Source organism: Sphingomonas sp. SAFR-052 (assembly GCF_051965015.1).
GTDB lineage: Bacteria > Pseudomonadota > Alphaproteobacteria > Sphingomonadales > Sphingomonadaceae > Sphingomonas.
The window spans coordinates 292066-307053 of record NZ_JBQCMO010000003.1 but is presented as its reverse complement, the minus strand read 5'-3'; the positions used below and the strand labels follow the sequence as shown (position 1 = coordinate 307053).

Here is a 14988-nt window from a genome sequence, read left to right as displayed (position 1 = left end):
CGCGCGAACCTTCGGACTCTGGCGCCCAACAGGAGTGCGCGTGACCATATCCCAGCTAGAACTCGCCAACGCCATCCGCGTTTTGTCGATGGATGCGGTCGAGGCCGCTAATTCCGGTCATCCGGGCATGCCGATGGGCATGGCCGATGTCGCCACCGTCCTGTGGTCCAACTATCTTAAATTCGATCCGACCGACCCGAACTGGGCCGATCGCGACCGTTTCGTGCTGTCGGCGGGCCATGGATCGATGCTGATCTATTCGCTGCTCCATCTGACCGGCTATGCCCGCCCGACGATCGACGACATCGCCGCCTTCCGCAAGCTGGGCAGCCCATGCGCCGGCCACCCGGAGAATTTCGAGCTGCCCGGCATCGAATGCACCACCGGCCCGCTCGGGCAGGGCCTGGCGATGGCGGTCGGCATGGCGACCGCCGAACGGCACCTCAACACCGTGTTCGGCGACGATCTGGTCGATCACCGTACCTGGGTGATCGCCGGTGACGGCTGCCTGATGGAAGGCATCAACCACGAAGCGATCGGCCTTGCCGGGCATCTGAAGCTTGGCCGTCTGAACGTGCTGTGGGACGATAACCGCATCACCATCGACGGTTCGACCGACCTGTCGACCAGCGAGGACGTCGCCGCGCGTTATGCCGCGACCGGCTGGCACGTCGTCGCCTGTGACGGCCACGACTTCGCCGATATCGACCGTGCGCTCGCCGAAGCCGCCGCCGATCCGCGCCCATCGCTGGTCCGCTGCCGCACCGTCATCGGCAAGGGCGCGCCGAACAAGGGCGGCAGTCACAAGGTCCATGGTTCGCCGCTTGGCGCCGAGGAAATCCTCGCCACTCGCGCCGCCTTGCTGTGGGAGCATGAGGCCTTCAACCTGCCCGAAGCACTGACCGACGCGTGGAAGGCGGTCGGTGCCCGCGGCGGTGCGGTTCGCGCCGAATGGCAGGATCGCCTCACCGCCCATGCCGACCGCGCCGAATTCGAACGCCGCATGGCCAACAAGCTGCCCGACGGCTGGTCGCTGAAGGGGCACATCGACGGTCTGCTCGCCGAACCGAAGAAGATCGCGACCCGCGTCGCATCGTCGCTGGCGCTCGAAGCGATCAACGCCTCGCTGCCCGAAACGATCGGCGGCTCGGCCGACCTGACCCCGTCGAACAACACCCAGACCAAGGCGCAGGTCGCGCTGACCGCCGAGGATTATTCGGGACGCTACATCCATTACGGCATCCGCGAATTCGGCATGTCGGCGGCGATGAACGGCATGGCGCTGCACGGCGGCGTGCTCGCCTATGGCGGCACCTTCCTCGTCTTCGCCGACTATGCGCGGCCTGCGATCCGCCTGTCGGCGCTACAGAATGCCGGCGTCGTCTATGTCATGACCCACGACTCGATCGGTCTGGGCGAAGACGGCCCGACCCACCAGCCGATCGAGCATGTCATGAGCCTGCGCCTGATCCCCGGCCTCGACGTCTATCGCCCCGCCGATGCGGTCGAGACGGCGGAATGCTGGGAACTGGCGGTACAGCGCCGCGACGGGCCGTCGCTGCTGGCGCTGTCGCGTCAGAACCTGCCGCAGGTCCGCACCGAAGCCGGCGAAAACCGCAGCGCGCGCGGTGCCTATCGCCTGAAGGGTGCCGAGGCGGTGCGCCGCGTCATCCTGCTCGCGACCGGTTCGGAGGTCGAGATCGCGCTCGGCGTCGCCGCGAAGCTGGAGGGGCAGGGGATCGGCGCCGATGTCGTGTCGATGCCGTGCTGGTCGCGCTTCGATGCGCAGGACGCCGCCTATCGCGAGGACGTCCTGCCGCACGCCCGCCCCGACGAGATCCTGCGCGTCTCGATCGAGGCGGGGACGACGATCGGCTGGGAACGCTATACGATGGTCGACGGCCTGCGCTTCGGCATCGACCGGTTCGGGGCGTCGGCCCCGGCGGACAAGCTCTACGAATATTTCGGCCTGACCACCGATGCCATCACCGCGAAGGTGCTGGCGCGGCTCGGACATTGAGGGAGACGCGGATATGACGAAAGTAGCGATCAACGGTTTCGGGCGCATTGGCCGCCTGGTGGCGCGCGCGATCCTCGAACGGCCCGACAGCGGCCTCGAACTGGTCACGATCAACGACCTCGCCGATGCGAAGTCGAACGCATGGCTGTTCAGCCGCGACTCGGTCCATGGCAAATATCCGGGCGACGTGTCGGCCGAGGGTGACGATCTGGTCATCGACGGCAAGCGCATCCGCGTCACCGCCGAACGCGATCCGGCCAACCTGCCGCACAAGGAACTGGGCGTCGAACTGGTCCTCGAATGCACCGGCTTCTTCACCGACCGCACCTCGTGCCAGAAGCATATCGATGCCGGTGCCAAGCGCGTGCTGATCTCCGCCCCGGGCAAGAATGTCGACCTGACCGTCGTCTATGGCGTCAACCACGACAAGCTGGAGGCAGGTCACACGATCGTGTCGAACGCGTCGTGCACCACCAACTGCCTCGCACCGGTCGCCAAGGTGCTGAACGATTCGATCGGGATCGAACGCGGTCTGATGACCACGATCCACGCCTATACCAACGACCAGAAGATCCTCGACCAGATCCACCCCGATCTGCGCCGCGCCCGTGCCGCTGCCATGTCGATGATCCCGACCACCACCGGCGCCGCCCGCGCGGTCGGTGAAGTGCTGCCCGAACTCAAGGGCAAGCTCGACGGTTCGGCGGTCCGCGTGCCCGTGCCGGACGGCAGCCTCGTCGACCTGACCTTCACCCCCAAGCGCGACACCACCAAGGACGAAGTCAATTCGATCCTGAAGGCGGCATCGGAATCGGGTCCGCTGAAGGGCGTGCTGGTCTATTCGGAAGACCCGCTCGTCTCGATCGACATCGTCCACACGCCCGCATCGTCGACCGTCGACAGCCTCGAGACCGCCGTCCTCGACGGCAAGCTGGTCCGCGTCGTGTCGTGGTACGACAACGAATGGGGCTTCTCGAACCGCATGGTCGACACCGCGACCGCGATGGCGAAGCTGGGCTGACCCGATGGCGGGCGGTATCCTGAAGGGCATCGCCCGCCACGCCTTTTCGCGCGGGCCGATCGAGCTGGTGCAGACGGTGCGCGTCACCGTCGAAACCGGCCTCGACGGCGATTTCCGCGGCGCGCTCAAGCCCGGCCGCAACAACCGGCAGGTGTCGCTGATGGAAGTCGGCGACTGGGCGCAGGCGATGCGCGAGGTCGGCCACGACCTGCCATGGTGGGAACGTCGCGCGAACCTGCTGGTCGAGGATTTCGACCTGCCGCAGACGCGTGGGAGCCTCGTGCGCGTCGGTCCGGTGCTGCTCGAAATCACCAAGGAATGCGATCCGTGCAGCCGCATGGAAACCATCGTCGAGGGGCTGCGCGGCGCGCTGATCCCCGACTGGCGCGGCGGCGCGCTGGCGCGGGTGATCGAGGGCGGTCAGATCAGCGTCGGCGATACCATCCAAATTGAAACACCGGCCGTTCATCCTGAGTAGCCGCTGAGCTTGTCGAAGCGGCGTATCGAAGGATCGATGCTTCGATACGAGCCTTCGCCTTCGCTCAGTCTCTACTCAGCATCCACGGCGAAGGAGACGAAGAATGAGCCGCAATTTCAAAACGCTCGACGACATGGGCGACCTCACCGGCAAGCGCGTGCTGGTCCGCGAGGACCTGAACGTACCGATGGCCGATGGCGCCGTCACCGACGACACCCGGCTGCGCGCCACCATCGGCACCGTCACCGACCTTGCCGATCGCGGTGCGATCGTCCTGATCCTCGCCCATTTCGGCCGGCCCAAGGGGCAGCCGAACCCGACCATGTCGCTGGCCCCGGTCACCAAGCCGCTGTCGGACGTGCTCGGCCGCGAGGTTCGCTTCGTCGACTGGACCGGCGCTGCCGAAGCGGTGCGGATGATGCAGCCGGGTGACATCGCCGTGCTAGAGAATACGCGGTTCTTCGCAGGCGAGGAGAAGAACGACCCGCAACTGGTTGAAACCATGGCGGCGCTGGGCGACTATTATGTCAACGACGCCTTCTCCGCCGCGCACCGTGCCCACGCCTCGACCGAGGGGCTGGCGCACAAGCTCCCCGCCTTTGCCGGGCGGCAGATGGAGGCCGAACTCGACGCGCTCGACAAGGCGCTGGGCAATCCGCAGCACCCGGTCGCCGCGGTCGTCGGCGGGGCGAAGGTGTCGTCGAAGCTCGACGTGCTGAAGCATCTGGTCGGGCGGGTCGATCACCTGATCATCGGCGGCGGCATGGCCAACACCTTCCTCGCCGCGCGCGGCGTCAATGTCGGCAAGTCGCTGTGCGAGCATGAACTGACCGGCACGGCGGACGAAATCTTCGCGGCGGCGGAAAAAGCCGGCTGCACCATCCATCTGCCCTATGACGTCGTCGTCGCGACCGAATTCAAGCCGAACCCGGCGACCCGCACCGTCAACGTTCACGAAGTGGCCGCCGACGAAATGATCCTCGACGTCGGCCCCGCCGCGACCGAGGCGCTGGGCGATGTGCTCAAGAACTGCCGGACTCTGGTGTGGAACGGGCCGATGGGCGCCTTCGAAACCCCGCCCTTCGACGTCGCCACCGTCGCACTCGCCCGGACCGCGGCGGCGCTGACCGCCGACGGGTCGCTGATATCGGTCGCGGGCGGCGGCGATACCGTCGCGGCGCTGAACCAGGCGGGCGTCGCGGACCAGTTCAGCTTCGTCTCGACCGCCGGCGGCGCCTTCCTCGAATGGATGGAAGGCAAGGAACTCCCCGGCGTCGCCGCACTGGCCCGCTGATCCGTCCCTGACTGACCACCGTATCCCCGCCTGCGCGGGGGTACGGTGTTTTGCGTACGGCCGATGTCCCGTTCCGCGCCGCGCCCAGCAACAACCCGCTTGATCCCAGCCGCAACCCCCGCTACCCGTTCAACACGTTAAACGGGAGGTGGCTTCGGGTGCTAGGCGTACGACTCGATACCGAGCTTGAGGAGCGACTCGCCAATGTCGCTCGCTCGCAGGGACGCTCCAAGAGCGACATCGCCCGCGATGCCGTGCGCCGTTACGTCGAACTCCACGACGAAGCCTTTCGCGCCGAAGCCCGCCGCCAGTCCGAACGCGCCGCCGCGCGCGACGACGGCGCCGACTGGGCCTTCTTCGATCGTGTCGAGGCGGAGGACGGCCGGTGGAGATAAGGCGCGGCATGATTGTCCTGGTCGAAGGACCCGAGGCACTCGCCAACAAGCGCCGGCCCTTTCTGGTCGTGCAATCCGATCTGTTCAACGAAGCGCACGCCTCGGTCACGCTGATCCCGATGACCAGCCTGACCGGCGGCGAAACGCTGTTCCGCGTGCCGTTCGCGCCGTCCGACACGACCGGCATTTCGGTCGAGAGCGAGGCGCAGGTCGACAAGATCAAGACCCTGCGCCGAAGCCGCATCGTCCGCGTGCTGGGGCAGGCGACTGCAACATCGATGGAGCAGGTGGATCAGGCGCTGCGGCGCTGGCTCGCGCTCTGACTTCTTTTCCGAACCTGAAGGGAACGCCCATGAACACCGCTGACATGACTGCGAAGATTGCCGACGGACAGGGTTTCATCGCCGCGCTCGACCAGAGCGGCGGTTCGACGCCGAAGGCGCTGAAGGGCTATGGCGTCGAGGACGGCGCGTGGTCGACCGATGAGGAAATGTTCGGCCTGATCCACGACATGCGCGCCCGGATCATCACCTCCGACGCCTTCGCCGGCGACAAGGTGATCGGCGCGATCCTGTTCGAACGCACCATGGACGGACAGGCGGGCGGCAAGCCGGTGCCGCAGGCGCTGGCCGACAAGGGCGTCGTCCCGTTCCTGAAGATCGACAAGGGGCTGGAGGACGAAGCGAACGGTGTGCAGTTGATGAAGCCGATCCCCGGCCTCGACGAACTGCTCGCCCGCGCCGCCAAGCTCGGCATCTTCGGTACCAAGGAACGCTCGGTTATCAATCTTGCGAACCCGCAGGGCATCGCCGCGGTCGTCAAGCAGCAGTTCGAGGTCGGGCAGCAGGTCCTCGCCGCCGGGCTGATGCCGATCATCGAACCGGAAGTGAACATCAAGAGCGCCGAGCGGGCTGAGGCCGATCGGATCCTGCTCGACGAGACCCTGAAGGCGCTCGATGCGATGCCGGGCAATGACAAGGTCATGCTGAAGCTGTCGCTGCCGGCCAAGCCCGGCCTGTTCCAGCCGCTGGTCGATCATCCACGCGTGCTGCGCGTCGTCGCGCTGTCGGGCGGGTTCGGCCGCACCGAAGCCTGTGCCGAATTGGCCAAGAACCCCGGCATCATCGCCAGCTTCAGCCGCGCGCTGCTCTCGGACCTGCGCCAGCAGATGACCGATGCCGAGTTCGACAAGGCGCTGGGCGACGCGATCGACGAGATCCACGCCGCCTCGACCCAGAAGGCGCTGGTCGCAGCGTAACGCTTTCCTACACCGTTCGGACGGTGGCAAAAAGGGCATCGGGCGCCAACGCGTCCGGTGCTCTTTTCCATCGTGCCACACTGCTCCAACGTCATCCCCGGCGTCCCGCTTTTTCTTCCCGCAGCAGACGGTCGGCTACTAATAGTCACTTGCAACTTGGCGTGCGAAACGCGTGCGAGTGTGAACTTAGTGAACTTTGACGCCCCGAAACCCTTTCACCCGCTGCGCGGCTGGGGCAGGGAGGCGCCATGACCCTCGACGAAGATCCGCTCGGCCCGCTTTCCCCCGATTTCGCGAAGCAGTTCGTTCGCGACGTGCGCCGCCCGCCATGTCAGCTCTACCTGATCTCGCCGCTCGACGTGGCCGGAACCTTCCCCGATCGCCTTGCCCGCGCGCTCGATGCCGGGCCGGTCGCCGCCTTCCAGTTCCGGGTGAAGGATGTCGACCAGCACGCCGCCGCGCGCTTGGCCGAACCGCTCCAGCGCATCTGTGCCGACCGCGACGTCGCCTTCCTCGTCAACGACAGCATCAGCCTCGCCAAGCGTCTCGGCGCCGATGGTGTCCATCTCGGGCAGGAGGATGGCGATCCGCGCGAGGCGCGCGATGTGCTCGGCCCCAATGTCCAGATCGGCGTGACGGCGCATGACAGCCGCCACCTCGCGATGGAAGCCGGGGAGGCCGGTGCCGATTATGTCGCGTTCGGTGCCTTTTACCCGACGACGACCAAGGAAGTACGCCATGTCCCCGAACCGGTGATCCTGTCGTGGTGGTCGGCGGTGTTCGAACTGCCCTGCGTCGCGATCGGCGGCATCACGCCTACCAACGCTGCCCCGTTGATCGCCGCCGGGGCCGACTTCCTGGCGGTGTCGGGATCGGTCTGGAATGGCGACGAAGCCGCCGCCGTCCGCGCCTTTGCCGAGGTGCTCGGATAGTCGGAAACGTCTTGGCCGGCCGTTCGTTATCCATCCTCAACGAGTTCGAGGAGGGGTCATGAAGCGACTGGCATGGGCGGCGATCCTGTTGGGTGGCGCGGCGTTGGCGCAGGCACCCGCGCCGCAAGGGCTGCCGGCGATCGACCGGAACGTTCTGCATGCGCAGGTGCTGCTCGACCGCCACGGCTTCACCGTCGGCGTCATCGACGGTCGGGACAGCCCGGCCTTTGCCAAGGCACTGCGCGGCTTCCAATCGGCCCGCGACCTGCCGGTCACCGGTAAGCTCGACCCCGCCACCGTCCGCGCGCTCAACCCCAATATGCGCCCGGCCACAGTCACGCTGACCCTGTCGGACCGCGCGCTCGCTGGCCCCTACACCAATCCGATCCCGAAGGAGTATGCCGACCAGGCGAAGCTGACGGTGATCGGCTACCGCTCCCCACTCGAGAAGCTGGCGGAGATGTTCCACACCACGCCCGCGACGCTGGTCGCGCTCAACAGCCGCGAGACGATGCTGAGCCCCGGCACCCGCGTCGTCTTCCCCAACGTCCTGCCTGCGTCGCGCAGCTATGCCGAAACCTGGTCGCCAGAATATCGCCAGACGCTGGCCAACCTGAACGTCGATGCGAATCAGCAGCAGGCCGACCGGGTCGTGGTCGACAAGTCGGAGGGCTGGCTGCGCGCCTATGCCGGCGACCGCATCCTCGCCCAGTTTCCGGCGACGATGGGGTCGTCGCACGATCCGCTGCCGATCGGCAAATGGACGATCCAGGGCGTCGCCCCCAATCCCGACTGGCAGTATAATCCCGCGATCCTGCGCCATGCCGACAAGTCGGACAGCAAGGAGATCGTCCCGCCCGGCCCGAACAATCCGGTCGGCGTCGTCTGGATCGACCTGTCGAAGGAGCATTACGGCATCCATGGCACGCCGGAGCCGGAGAATATTGGCAAGACCGAGAGCAATGGCTGCATCCGGCTGACCAACTGGGACGCGGCGCGCCTGTCGCTGATGGTGAAGCCGGGCACCCCGGCGATCTTCCAGCCATAGGGCAGGGGCGATGAACCGGATCGGCTGGACCTTTCTCGGCCTGTTCGCGGTGATCGGCGCACTGGCGGCCTTGCTGGTCGATTTCGGCGGATCGGCAGCACCACGCCGATCCGCGCAGCAGGTGCGCCCAGCCGAACAGCTTGCGGCGGGCGGACTGGTTATGCCGGTACAGGGCGCGCGCTGGTCCGATATCCGCGATAGCTGGGGCGACAGCCGCGGCGGTGGATCGCGCGGCCATACCGGTACCGACATCATGGCACCGGGGGGCACGCCGGTCGTCGCGGCGGCGGACGGGGTGGTCGAAAAACTGTTCTACAGCGACGGCGGCGGCGGGATCACTGCCTATGTCCGTGCGCCCGACCGCCGGCTATCCTATTATTACGCCCACCTCGCCGCCTACGCGCCGGGCCTGCGCGAAGGGGGCCGGGTGCAGGCGGGCGATCCGATCGGCCTGGTCGGCGACACCGGCAATGCCGGCGCCGGCAACACCCATCTGCATTTCGGGATCGAACGGCTGCTACCCGACGAGGCATGGCATCAGGGGCGGGCGATTGACCCCTATCCGCTGCTTGCCCGCGGCCGGGCGGAGCGGTAAGGGCGCAGCTTCGCTCTTTCCAACAGGTATGGTTCGTCATGAAGATCAGCGGCGTCGACATTCGCCCCGGCAACATCATCGAATATGAAGGCGGCATCTGGCGCGCGGTCAAGATCCAGCATACGCAGCCGGGCAAGGGCGGCGCCTATATGCAGGTCGAGATGAAGAACCTGCGCGACGGCCGCAAGAACAATGTCCGCTTCCGCTCGGCCGAGACCGTCGAGCGCATCCGGCTGGATACCAAGGACTTCCAGTTCCTGTATCCCGAAGGCGACATGCTGGTGTTCATGGACAAGGAAACCTACGACCAGGTGTCGTTGCCCCGCGACCTGCTGGGCGATGCCGCCGCGTTCCTGCAGGACGGCATGGACGTCGTCATGGAACTCTATGAAGACGAAGCGATCAGCGTCCAGCTGCCCGACACGATAGAAGCGACGATCGTCGAGGCCGATGCTGTGGTGAAGGGCCAGACGGCATCGTCGTCGTACAAGCCTGCGGTGCTCGACAACGGCGTCCGCGTGATGGTCCCGCCGCACATCGCCTCGGGCACGCGCATCGTCGTCGACGTGTATGAGCAGACGTATGTGAGGCGGGCTGATTGAGGCGCAGCGGTCGGAGCAAATAGCGATCGCTATTTGCCCTGACCGCAAGCCCGGCCGGCGCGCGGATGCGCGACCGACGACGCGGGCTTTGCCCGCGTCCGCTGCCAAATAGATTCAAGCAGGAACCAGAACCATGTCCGCCCAGTCCGGCCTCATCACCGTCATCGAACGCGCTGTCCGCAAGACCGGCCCGCGCCTGCGCCGCGACTTCGGCGAGGTCCAGCATCTTCAGGTCAGCCGGAAGGGACCCGCTGACTTCGTGTCGATGGCCGACAAGCGAGCCGAGGAAACGCTGGTCGAGGAACTGCGCAAGGCGCGGCCCGACTGGGGCATGCTGCTGGAGGAAGGCGGCGAGGTCGCCGGTGACCCGACCAAGCCACGCTGGATCGTCGATCCGCTCGATGGCACCACCAATTTCCTGCACGGTATCCCGCATTTCGCGATCTCGGTCGCGGTCGAGGAACCGAACGGCGTCGGCGGCAAGCCGGAGATTACGACCGCGATGGTCTATAACCCGATCACCGACGAAGGCTTCTGGGCCGAAAAGGGCCGCGGTGCGTGGTTGCAGGGGCAGCGGCTGCGGGTATCGTCGCGGCGCGACCTGTCAGAAGCGCTGATCGCGACTGGCATTCCCTTTCTCGGCTATGGCAACTTCAGCGAATGGACCCGCATCTTTGGCGCGGTGGCACCTGAGGTCGCGGGCATCCGCCGCTTCGGCGCGGCGGCCCTCGACCTCGCCTATGTCGCGGCGGGCCGGTTCGACGGCTTCTGGGAATCAGGCCTGAAGAAGTGGGACATCGCGGCGGGCATGTTGCTGGTGAAGGAAGCCGGTGGCTTCGTCACCGACTATCGCGGTGCCGACCGAGCCTATGAAAAGGGCGAGGTGCTGGCCAGCAACGAACAGATGCAGACCCGTCTGCACAAGCTGGTCGCGGGCGCGCTGCGCTGATCCGGTAAGGCACTGCCGGGCCGGTCGGGTCCGGCAGCATTGGCGATGCTCCGGCTCCGCGCGACGGTCGCGCGGGGGATCATATTATGGCGCGCGTCGGACCCCTGCGGAATTGAGAGTGATTCTCATCCTGTTCCGCCCTTGATGCACCCGCGCCATCAGCCTAAAGCCGGCTCCATTCATACCGCAACCGCGAGAGACCCTGCCTTGGTCGACCTGTCGCAATATCTGCCGATCCTGATGTTCCTGGGCGTCGCCCTGGTCCTGTCGACGGCGTTCGTCGTGCTGCCGATGGTGGCGTCGCGCTTCACCGGTTCGTACAAGCCGACGCCTGAAAAACTGACCGAATATGAATGCGGCTTCCCCGCGTTCGAGGATTCGCGCAGCCAGTATGACGTCCGCTTTTATCTGGTCGCGATCCTGTTCATCATCTTCGATCTCGAAGCAGCGTTCCTATATCCTTGGGCAGTCTCGGTTTTCGACCTCGGCTGGACCGCGTGGGTGTCGATGATGGTGTTCATCGGCGAACTGGCGCTGGGTCTCGTATATGCTTGGAAGATGGGAGCTCTCGAATGGGAGTAGAACTCACGACGCCGCCGCACGGATTCGGCGCGGGTAACGCCGCCGGCGTGCCGGTACAGGCGCCTGATCAGGGTTTCTTCAACGACCTGAATGGCGAACTGACCGATAAGGGCTTTCTGGTCACCTCGACCGAAGACCTGTTCCAATGGGCGCGGACCGGTTCGCTGTGGTGGATGACGTTCGGCCTCGCCTGCTGTGCGGTCGAAATGATCCACGTCAACATGCCGCGCTACGACATGGAGCGTTTCGGCGCCGCGCCGCGCGCGTCGCCGCGCCAGTCGGACGTGATGATCGTCGCGGGCACGCTCTGCAACAAGATGGCCCCGGCGCTGCGCCGCGTGTACGACCAGATGTCGGAACCGAAATACGTCATCTCGATGGGCAGCTGCGCCAATGGCGGCGGCTATTACCACTATAGCTACAGTGTCGTGCGCGGTTGCGACCGCGTGGTGCCGGTCGACATCTATGTCCCCGGCTGCCCGCCGACCGCCGAAGCGTTGCTCTATGGCGTGATGCAGTTGCAGCGGAAGATCCGCCGTTCGGGGAGCATCGAACGGTGAAGGCGCCTGCACCCCGTTATGCGCCTAATGACGGCGTGATCAACGCCGCCACTGCCGCGCTCGGCGACATGCTGCTACATGCGCAGGATCTGGTCGGCGAAGTCTCGCTGACCATCGACCGTGACCGTCTGGTCACGGCGATGGAGACGCTGCGGGACACGCCGGGGCTGAAGTACGAGATGCTGGCGGAGATCGCCGGCGTTGATTACCCCGAACGGCCCGAGCGGTTCGACGTCGTCTATCACCTGCTGTCGATGACCCGGAACCACCGCATTCGCGTGCGCGTGACGACCGATGAGGAACAGCCGGTGCCGTCGGTGACCGGCATCTGGTACAATGCCGGTTGGCTTGAGCGCGAAGTGTATGACCTCTACGGCGTGCTGTTCTCGGGCAATGCTGATCTGCGGCGTATCCTGACCGATTACGGCTTCCGCGGCCATCCGCTGCGCAAGGACTTCCCGCTGACCGGCTATGTCGAGATGCGCTATTCGGAAGAAGCCAAGCGCGTCGTTTATGAGCCGGTCAAGCTGGCGCAGGACTTCCGGACGTTCGACTTCATGAGTCCGTGGGAGGGCGCCGAGTACGTCTTGCCAGGTGACGAGAAGGCTGCCGAACCCAAGCCGGCTGTCGGACAGGCGCCGGGCGCACAGTCGCCGGTGACCGCCGATCAGGTCGCTCGCGCGCATGACTCGGAAAAGAGGGCCGAGCCGAACGCGCCCGAGGTGAAGACGACCGACCACACCGGACAGACTGGCGCAGGCAAGCCGCATCCCGGCAACCAGCCGCAGGAAAAGCCGGTCGATCCCGACGTGCCCTCGCCTGACGCGACGGCGAAGTCGGCGGAGAACAAGTGATGGCCGATTACGATCCGCTCGAAACCGCGCATCAGGCGCAGGGCACCGACGTCGAAATCCAGAATTACACGATCAACTTCGGTCCGCAGCACCCGGCGGCGCACGGCGTGTTGCGTCTCGTTACCGAGCTGGACGGCGAGATCATCGAACGCATCGATCCGCATGTCGGCCTGCTCCACCGCGGCACCGAGAAGCTGATCGAGTACAAGACGTACGCGCAGGCGCTGCCGTACATGGACCGGCTCGATTACTGCTCGCCGATGTGCATGGAGCACAGCTATGTCCTCGCGGTCGAGAAGCTGCTCGATATCGAGGTCCCGTTGCGCGCCCAGTATCTGCGCGTGTTCTTCGCCGAACTGACCCGCATCATGAACCACATGCTGAACCTGGGTTCGCATGTCATGGACGTGGGCGCGATGACGCCGAACCTGTGGATGTTCGAGCTGCGCGAAGACACGATGAACTTCTACGAACGGGCATCGGGTGCGCGGATGCACGCGAACTTCCTGCGCGTGGGCGGCATCCGGCAGGACGTTCCACTGAAGCTGCTGACCGATATCGCCGAATGGCTCGACACGCGGCTGCCGCGCCTGTTCGGCGATGCGATCAGCCTGGTTGCGGAGAACCGCATCTTCAAGCAGCGCAACGTCGACATTGCGATCGTCAGCCGCGAAGATGCGGTACGCTGGGGCTTTTCGGGTCCTATGATCCGCGGTGCCGGCATTCCGTGGGATATCCGCAAGGCACAGCCCTACGACGCGTATGACCGGGTCGAGTTCGACGTGCCGGTCGGCACGCGCGGCGACTGCTACGACCGGTTCATGGTTCGCGTCGAGGAGGTCTGGCAGTCGGCACGCATTATGAAGCAGTGCCTGGCGGAGATGCCTGAGGGTCCGATCTCGAGCGATGATCGCAAGGTCGTGCCGCCGAAGCGCGGCGAGATGAAGCAGTCGATGGAAGCGCTGATCCATCACTTCAAGCTGTACACCGAGGGCTATCACGTGCCCGCCGGCGAGGTCTATGTCGCGACCGAAAGCCCCAAGGGCGAATTCGGTATCTACATGGTCTCGGATGGCAGCAACAAGCCGTACCGCGTGAAGATCCGTCCGACCGCGTTCAGCCACCTGCAGGCGATGGACTTCATGTCGAAGGGGCACATGCTCGCCGACATCACCGCCATCCTGGGTGCGATGGACATCGTGTTCGGGGAGTGCGACCGTTGAGCCGTCTCAATACCGTGACGGCGATGATGGAGCGCTACAACGCGCGCGACGCCGCGGGCTATGCCGCGTTCTTCGCCGACGATGGCTGTGAAGCGCAGTATCGCGGCGACGTGGTGCGCGACGGACGTGCCGGCGTGGAAAGCGGGATGGCGGCGGTTTTCGCCGAATTCCCGGAGAACCACGCCGAAGTCCTGCAGTCGTTCGAGCTGAGCGAGCGTGTCGTGCTGCACGAACGAGTCCAACGCTCGACCGATGCCGAACCGTTCGACGTGATGACCATCTATTCGTTCAGCGGCGACAAGGTCAGCCGCGTGGAGTTCATTCGCTGATGGCCGACGCCCCCAACATCCCCGACGAAGCGGAGGTCCGCGCGCGCTGGGGCAATTTCACCTGGAACCCCGCCAATGCCGAGAAGGCGCGCGAGATCGTCGCGCGCTATCCCGAGGGGCGGCAGCAGTCGTGCACCATCCCGTTTCTCGATCTCGCCCAGCGGCAGGTCGGGGCCGAGACCCATACCCAGGGCTGGCTGCCGGTGCCGGTAATCGAGTTCATCGCGCGCGAACTGCAAATGCCCTATATGCGGGTGTACGAAGTCGCGACCTTCTACACGATGTTCAACCTCGCGCCGGTCGGTCGCTATCATGTGCAGGTCTGCGGCACGACGCCGTGCATGTTGCGTGGGTCGGACGACGTGTTCGCGGCCTGTAAGAACCGCGGGCTGGCGAAGGGCAAGACGACGCCCGATGGTCTGTTCACGCTCACTGAGGTCGAGTGCATGGGCAATTGCGCCTCGGCACCGATGGTTCAGATCAACGACGACAATTACGAAGACCTCGACTATGATCGCATGACCGTGATCCTCGAGGCGCTGGCACGCGGCGAGACGCCGAAGCCGGGCACGCAGGAACCGGGTCGTCATACGGTCGAACCGGTCGGTGAACCGACCAATCTGGTCGCGATGATGACCGAGAACCACGATTACCGGCCCGAATGGGAAACGGCTTCGTGAGGGCGCTGGGCAGCCTGTTGATCGCGGTGCTGGTCGGCATCGTCGTGTTGTGGATCGCACTCGAACTGTTCGTCGGTGCGTTGAAGCTGCTCGGCGTCGCCATCGGCATCGCAGCGATGGTTGCCGTTTATTTTGTCGCCGAAAAGGCGATCGGGAAGGGACGATAAG

Annotated in this window: 19 protein-coding genes; all 19 read left to right on the top strand. The window is 65.5% G+C overall.

The features are described from left to right. The first annotated feature begins 40 nt into the window (after nucleotides 1–40). The gene (tkt, locus tag ACTHQV_RS07220; RefSeq protein WP_440489200.1) at nucleotides 41–2020 is read left to right on the top strand and encodes a transketolase; all 1980 of its coding nucleotides are present in this window, start codon (nucleotides 41–43) and stop codon (nucleotides 2018–2020) included. A 13-nt stretch (nucleotides 2021–2033) separates the two neighbouring features. Continuing rightward, complete coding sequence (gap, locus tag ACTHQV_RS07215; RefSeq protein WP_110152597.1) at nucleotides 2034–3041, top strand: type I glyceraldehyde-3-phosphate dehydrogenase; 1008 nt, start codon at nucleotides 2034–2036, stop codon at nucleotides 3039–3041. Nucleotides 3042–3045: 4 nt separating this feature from the next. Beyond that, complete coding sequence (locus ACTHQV_RS07210) at nucleotides 3046–3519, top strand: MOSC domain-containing protein (protein WP_440489198.1); 474 nt, start codon at nucleotides 3046–3048, stop codon at nucleotides 3517–3519. A 103-nt stretch (nucleotides 3520–3622) separates the two neighbouring features. Next, nucleotides 3623–4813 carry a phosphoglycerate kinase gene (locus ACTHQV_RS07205; protein WP_440489196.1) on the top strand — a complete coding sequence of 397 codons (1191 nt, stop codon included), beginning with the start codon at nucleotides 3623–3625 and terminating at the stop codon, nucleotides 4811–4813. 158 nt (nucleotides 4814–4971) lie between these two features. Beyond that, complete coding sequence (locus ACTHQV_RS07200; protein WP_055755878.1) at nucleotides 4972–5208, top strand: ribbon-helix-helix protein, CopG family; 237 nt, start codon at nucleotides 4972–4974, stop codon at nucleotides 5206–5208. Between the two features lie 8 nt (nucleotides 5209–5216). Continuing rightward, a complete protein-coding gene (locus tag ACTHQV_RS07195; protein WP_200913147.1) occupies nucleotides 5217–5531 on the top strand; it encodes a type II toxin-antitoxin system PemK/MazF family toxin in 315 nt (104 codons plus the stop codon). A gap of 29 nt (nucleotides 5532–5560) precedes the next feature. Next, the gene (locus tag ACTHQV_RS07190; protein WP_440489194.1) at nucleotides 5561–6466 is read left to right on the top strand and encodes a fructose bisphosphate aldolase; all 906 of its coding nucleotides are present in this window, start codon (nucleotides 5561–5563) and stop codon (nucleotides 6464–6466) included. A gap of 248 nt (nucleotides 6467–6714) precedes the next feature. After that, nucleotides 6715–7398, top strand: a complete 684-nt coding sequence (thiE, locus tag ACTHQV_RS07185; protein WP_440489192.1) for a thiamine phosphate synthase — start codon at nucleotides 6715–6717, stop codon at nucleotides 7396–7398. A gap of 58 nt (nucleotides 7399–7456) precedes the next feature. Beyond that, entirely contained in the window at nucleotides 7457–8446 is a 990-nt protein-coding gene (locus tag ACTHQV_RS07180; RefSeq protein ID WP_440489190.1) for a L,D-transpeptidase family protein, read from the top strand. Nucleotides 8447–8456: 10 nt separating this feature from the next. Continuing rightward, the gene (locus tag ACTHQV_RS07175; protein ID WP_440489188.1) at nucleotides 8457–9041 is read left to right on the top strand and encodes a M23 family metallopeptidase; all 585 of its coding nucleotides are present in this window, start codon (nucleotides 8457–8459) and stop codon (nucleotides 9039–9041) included. A 38-nt stretch (nucleotides 9042–9079) separates the two neighbouring features. Continuing rightward, complete coding sequence (gene efp / locus ACTHQV_RS07170; RefSeq protein ID WP_066687286.1) at nucleotides 9080–9643, top strand: elongation factor P; 564 nt, start codon at nucleotides 9080–9082, stop codon at nucleotides 9641–9643. Nucleotides 9644–9776: 133 nt separating this feature from the next. Continuing rightward, nucleotides 9777–10592 (top strand): inositol monophosphatase family protein, encoded by an 816-nt coding sequence (locus ACTHQV_RS07165; protein ID WP_440489186.1) that lies wholly within the window; start codon nucleotides 9777–9779, stop codon nucleotides 10590–10592. Between the two features lie 207 nt (nucleotides 10593–10799). Beyond that, nucleotides 10800–11174 (top strand): NADH-quinone oxidoreductase subunit A, encoded by a 375-nt coding sequence (locus ACTHQV_RS07160; RefSeq protein ID WP_440489185.1) that lies wholly within the window; start codon nucleotides 10800–10802, stop codon nucleotides 11172–11174. Then, nucleotides 11165–11734 (top strand): NuoB/complex I 20 kDa subunit family protein, encoded by a 570-nt coding sequence (locus ACTHQV_RS07155; protein ID WP_055755898.1) that lies wholly within the window; start codon nucleotides 11165–11167, stop codon nucleotides 11732–11734. The genes ACTHQV_RS07160 and ACTHQV_RS07155 overlap by 10 nt, the downstream gene beginning before the upstream one ends. After that, the gene (locus tag ACTHQV_RS07150) at nucleotides 11731–12588 is read left to right on the top strand and encodes an NADH-quinone oxidoreductase subunit C (RefSeq protein WP_440489184.1); all 858 of its coding nucleotides are present in this window, start codon (nucleotides 11731–11733) and stop codon (nucleotides 12586–12588) included. Before ACTHQV_RS07155 ends, ACTHQV_RS07150 begins: the two co-directional genes overlap by 4 nt. Further along, nucleotides 12588–13811 carry an NADH-quinone oxidoreductase subunit D gene (locus ACTHQV_RS07145; protein ID WP_440489183.1) on the top strand — a complete coding sequence of 408 codons (1224 nt, stop codon included), beginning with the start codon at nucleotides 12588–12590 and terminating at the stop codon, nucleotides 13809–13811. The genes ACTHQV_RS07150 and ACTHQV_RS07145 overlap by 1 nt, the downstream gene beginning before the upstream one ends. Before the next feature lie 23 nt (nucleotides 13812–13834). Continuing rightward, the gene (locus ACTHQV_RS07140; RefSeq protein WP_440489409.1) at nucleotides 13835–14140 is read left to right on the top strand and encodes a nuclear transport factor 2 family protein; all 306 of its coding nucleotides are present in this window, start codon (nucleotides 13835–13837) and stop codon (nucleotides 14138–14140) included. Continuing rightward, a complete protein-coding gene (locus ACTHQV_RS07135) occupies nucleotides 14140–14820 on the top strand; it encodes a complex I 24 kDa subunit family protein (RefSeq protein ID WP_440489181.1) in 681 nt (226 codons plus the stop codon). Before ACTHQV_RS07140 ends, ACTHQV_RS07135 begins: the two co-directional genes overlap by 1 nt. Further along, on the top strand, nucleotides 14817–14987 hold the full coding sequence (locus tag ACTHQV_RS07130) for a hypothetical protein (protein ID WP_440489180.1): 171 nt from the start codon (nucleotides 14817–14819) through the stop codon (nucleotides 14985–14987). Before ACTHQV_RS07135 ends, ACTHQV_RS07130 begins: the two co-directional genes overlap by 4 nt. The last annotated feature ends 1 nt before the right edge of the window (nucleotide 14988 follow it).

Excerpts from the sequence above, each read along its gene's own strand:
- gap (WP_110152597.1), top strand. The coding sequence starts at position 2,034 with ATGACGAAAGTAGCGATCAACGGTTTCGGGCGCATTGGCCGCCTGGTG.
- ACTHQV_RS07210 (WP_440489198.1), top strand. The coding sequence starts at position 3,046 with ATGGCGGGCGGTATCCTGAAGGGCATCGCCCGCCACGCCTTTTCGCGC.
- ACTHQV_RS07205 (WP_440489196.1), top strand. The coding sequence starts at position 3,623 with ATGAGCCGCAATTTCAAAACGCTCGACGACATGGGCGACCTCACCGGC.
- ACTHQV_RS07195 (WP_200913147.1), top strand. The coding sequence starts at position 5,217 with ATGATTGTCCTGGTCGAAGGACCCGAGGCACTCGCCAACAAGCGCCGG.
- ACTHQV_RS07190 (WP_440489194.1), top strand. The coding sequence starts at position 5,561 with ATGAACACCGCTGACATGACTGCGAAGATTGCCGACGGACAGGGTTTC.
- thiE (WP_440489192.1), top strand. The coding sequence starts at position 6,715 with ATGACCCTCGACGAAGATCCGCTCGGCCCGCTTTCCCCCGATTTCGCG.
- ACTHQV_RS07180 (WP_440489190.1), top strand. The coding sequence starts at position 7,457 with ATGAAGCGACTGGCATGGGCGGCGATCCTGTTGGGTGGCGCGGCGTTG.
- ACTHQV_RS07175 (WP_440489188.1), top strand. The coding sequence starts at position 8,457 with ATGAACCGGATCGGCTGGACCTTTCTCGGCCTGTTCGCGGTGATCGGC.
- efp (WP_066687286.1), top strand. The coding sequence starts at position 9,080 with ATGAAGATCAGCGGCGTCGACATTCGCCCCGGCAACATCATCGAATAT.
- ACTHQV_RS07165 (WP_440489186.1), top strand. The coding sequence starts at position 9,777 with ATGTCCGCCCAGTCCGGCCTCATCACCGTCATCGAACGCGCTGTCCGC.
- ACTHQV_RS07155 (WP_055755898.1), top strand. The coding sequence starts at position 11,165 with ATGGGAGTAGAACTCACGACGCCGCCGCACGGATTCGGCGCGGGTAAC.
- ACTHQV_RS07145 (WP_440489183.1), top strand. The coding sequence starts at position 12,588 with ATGGCCGATTACGATCCGCTCGAAACCGCGCATCAGGCGCAGGGCACC.
- ACTHQV_RS07140 (WP_440489409.1), top strand. The coding sequence starts at position 13,835 with ATGATGGAGCGCTACAACGCGCGCGACGCCGCGGGCTATGCCGCGTTC.
- ACTHQV_RS07135 (WP_440489181.1), top strand. The coding sequence starts at position 14,140 with ATGGCCGACGCCCCCAACATCCCCGACGAAGCGGAGGTCCGCGCGCGC.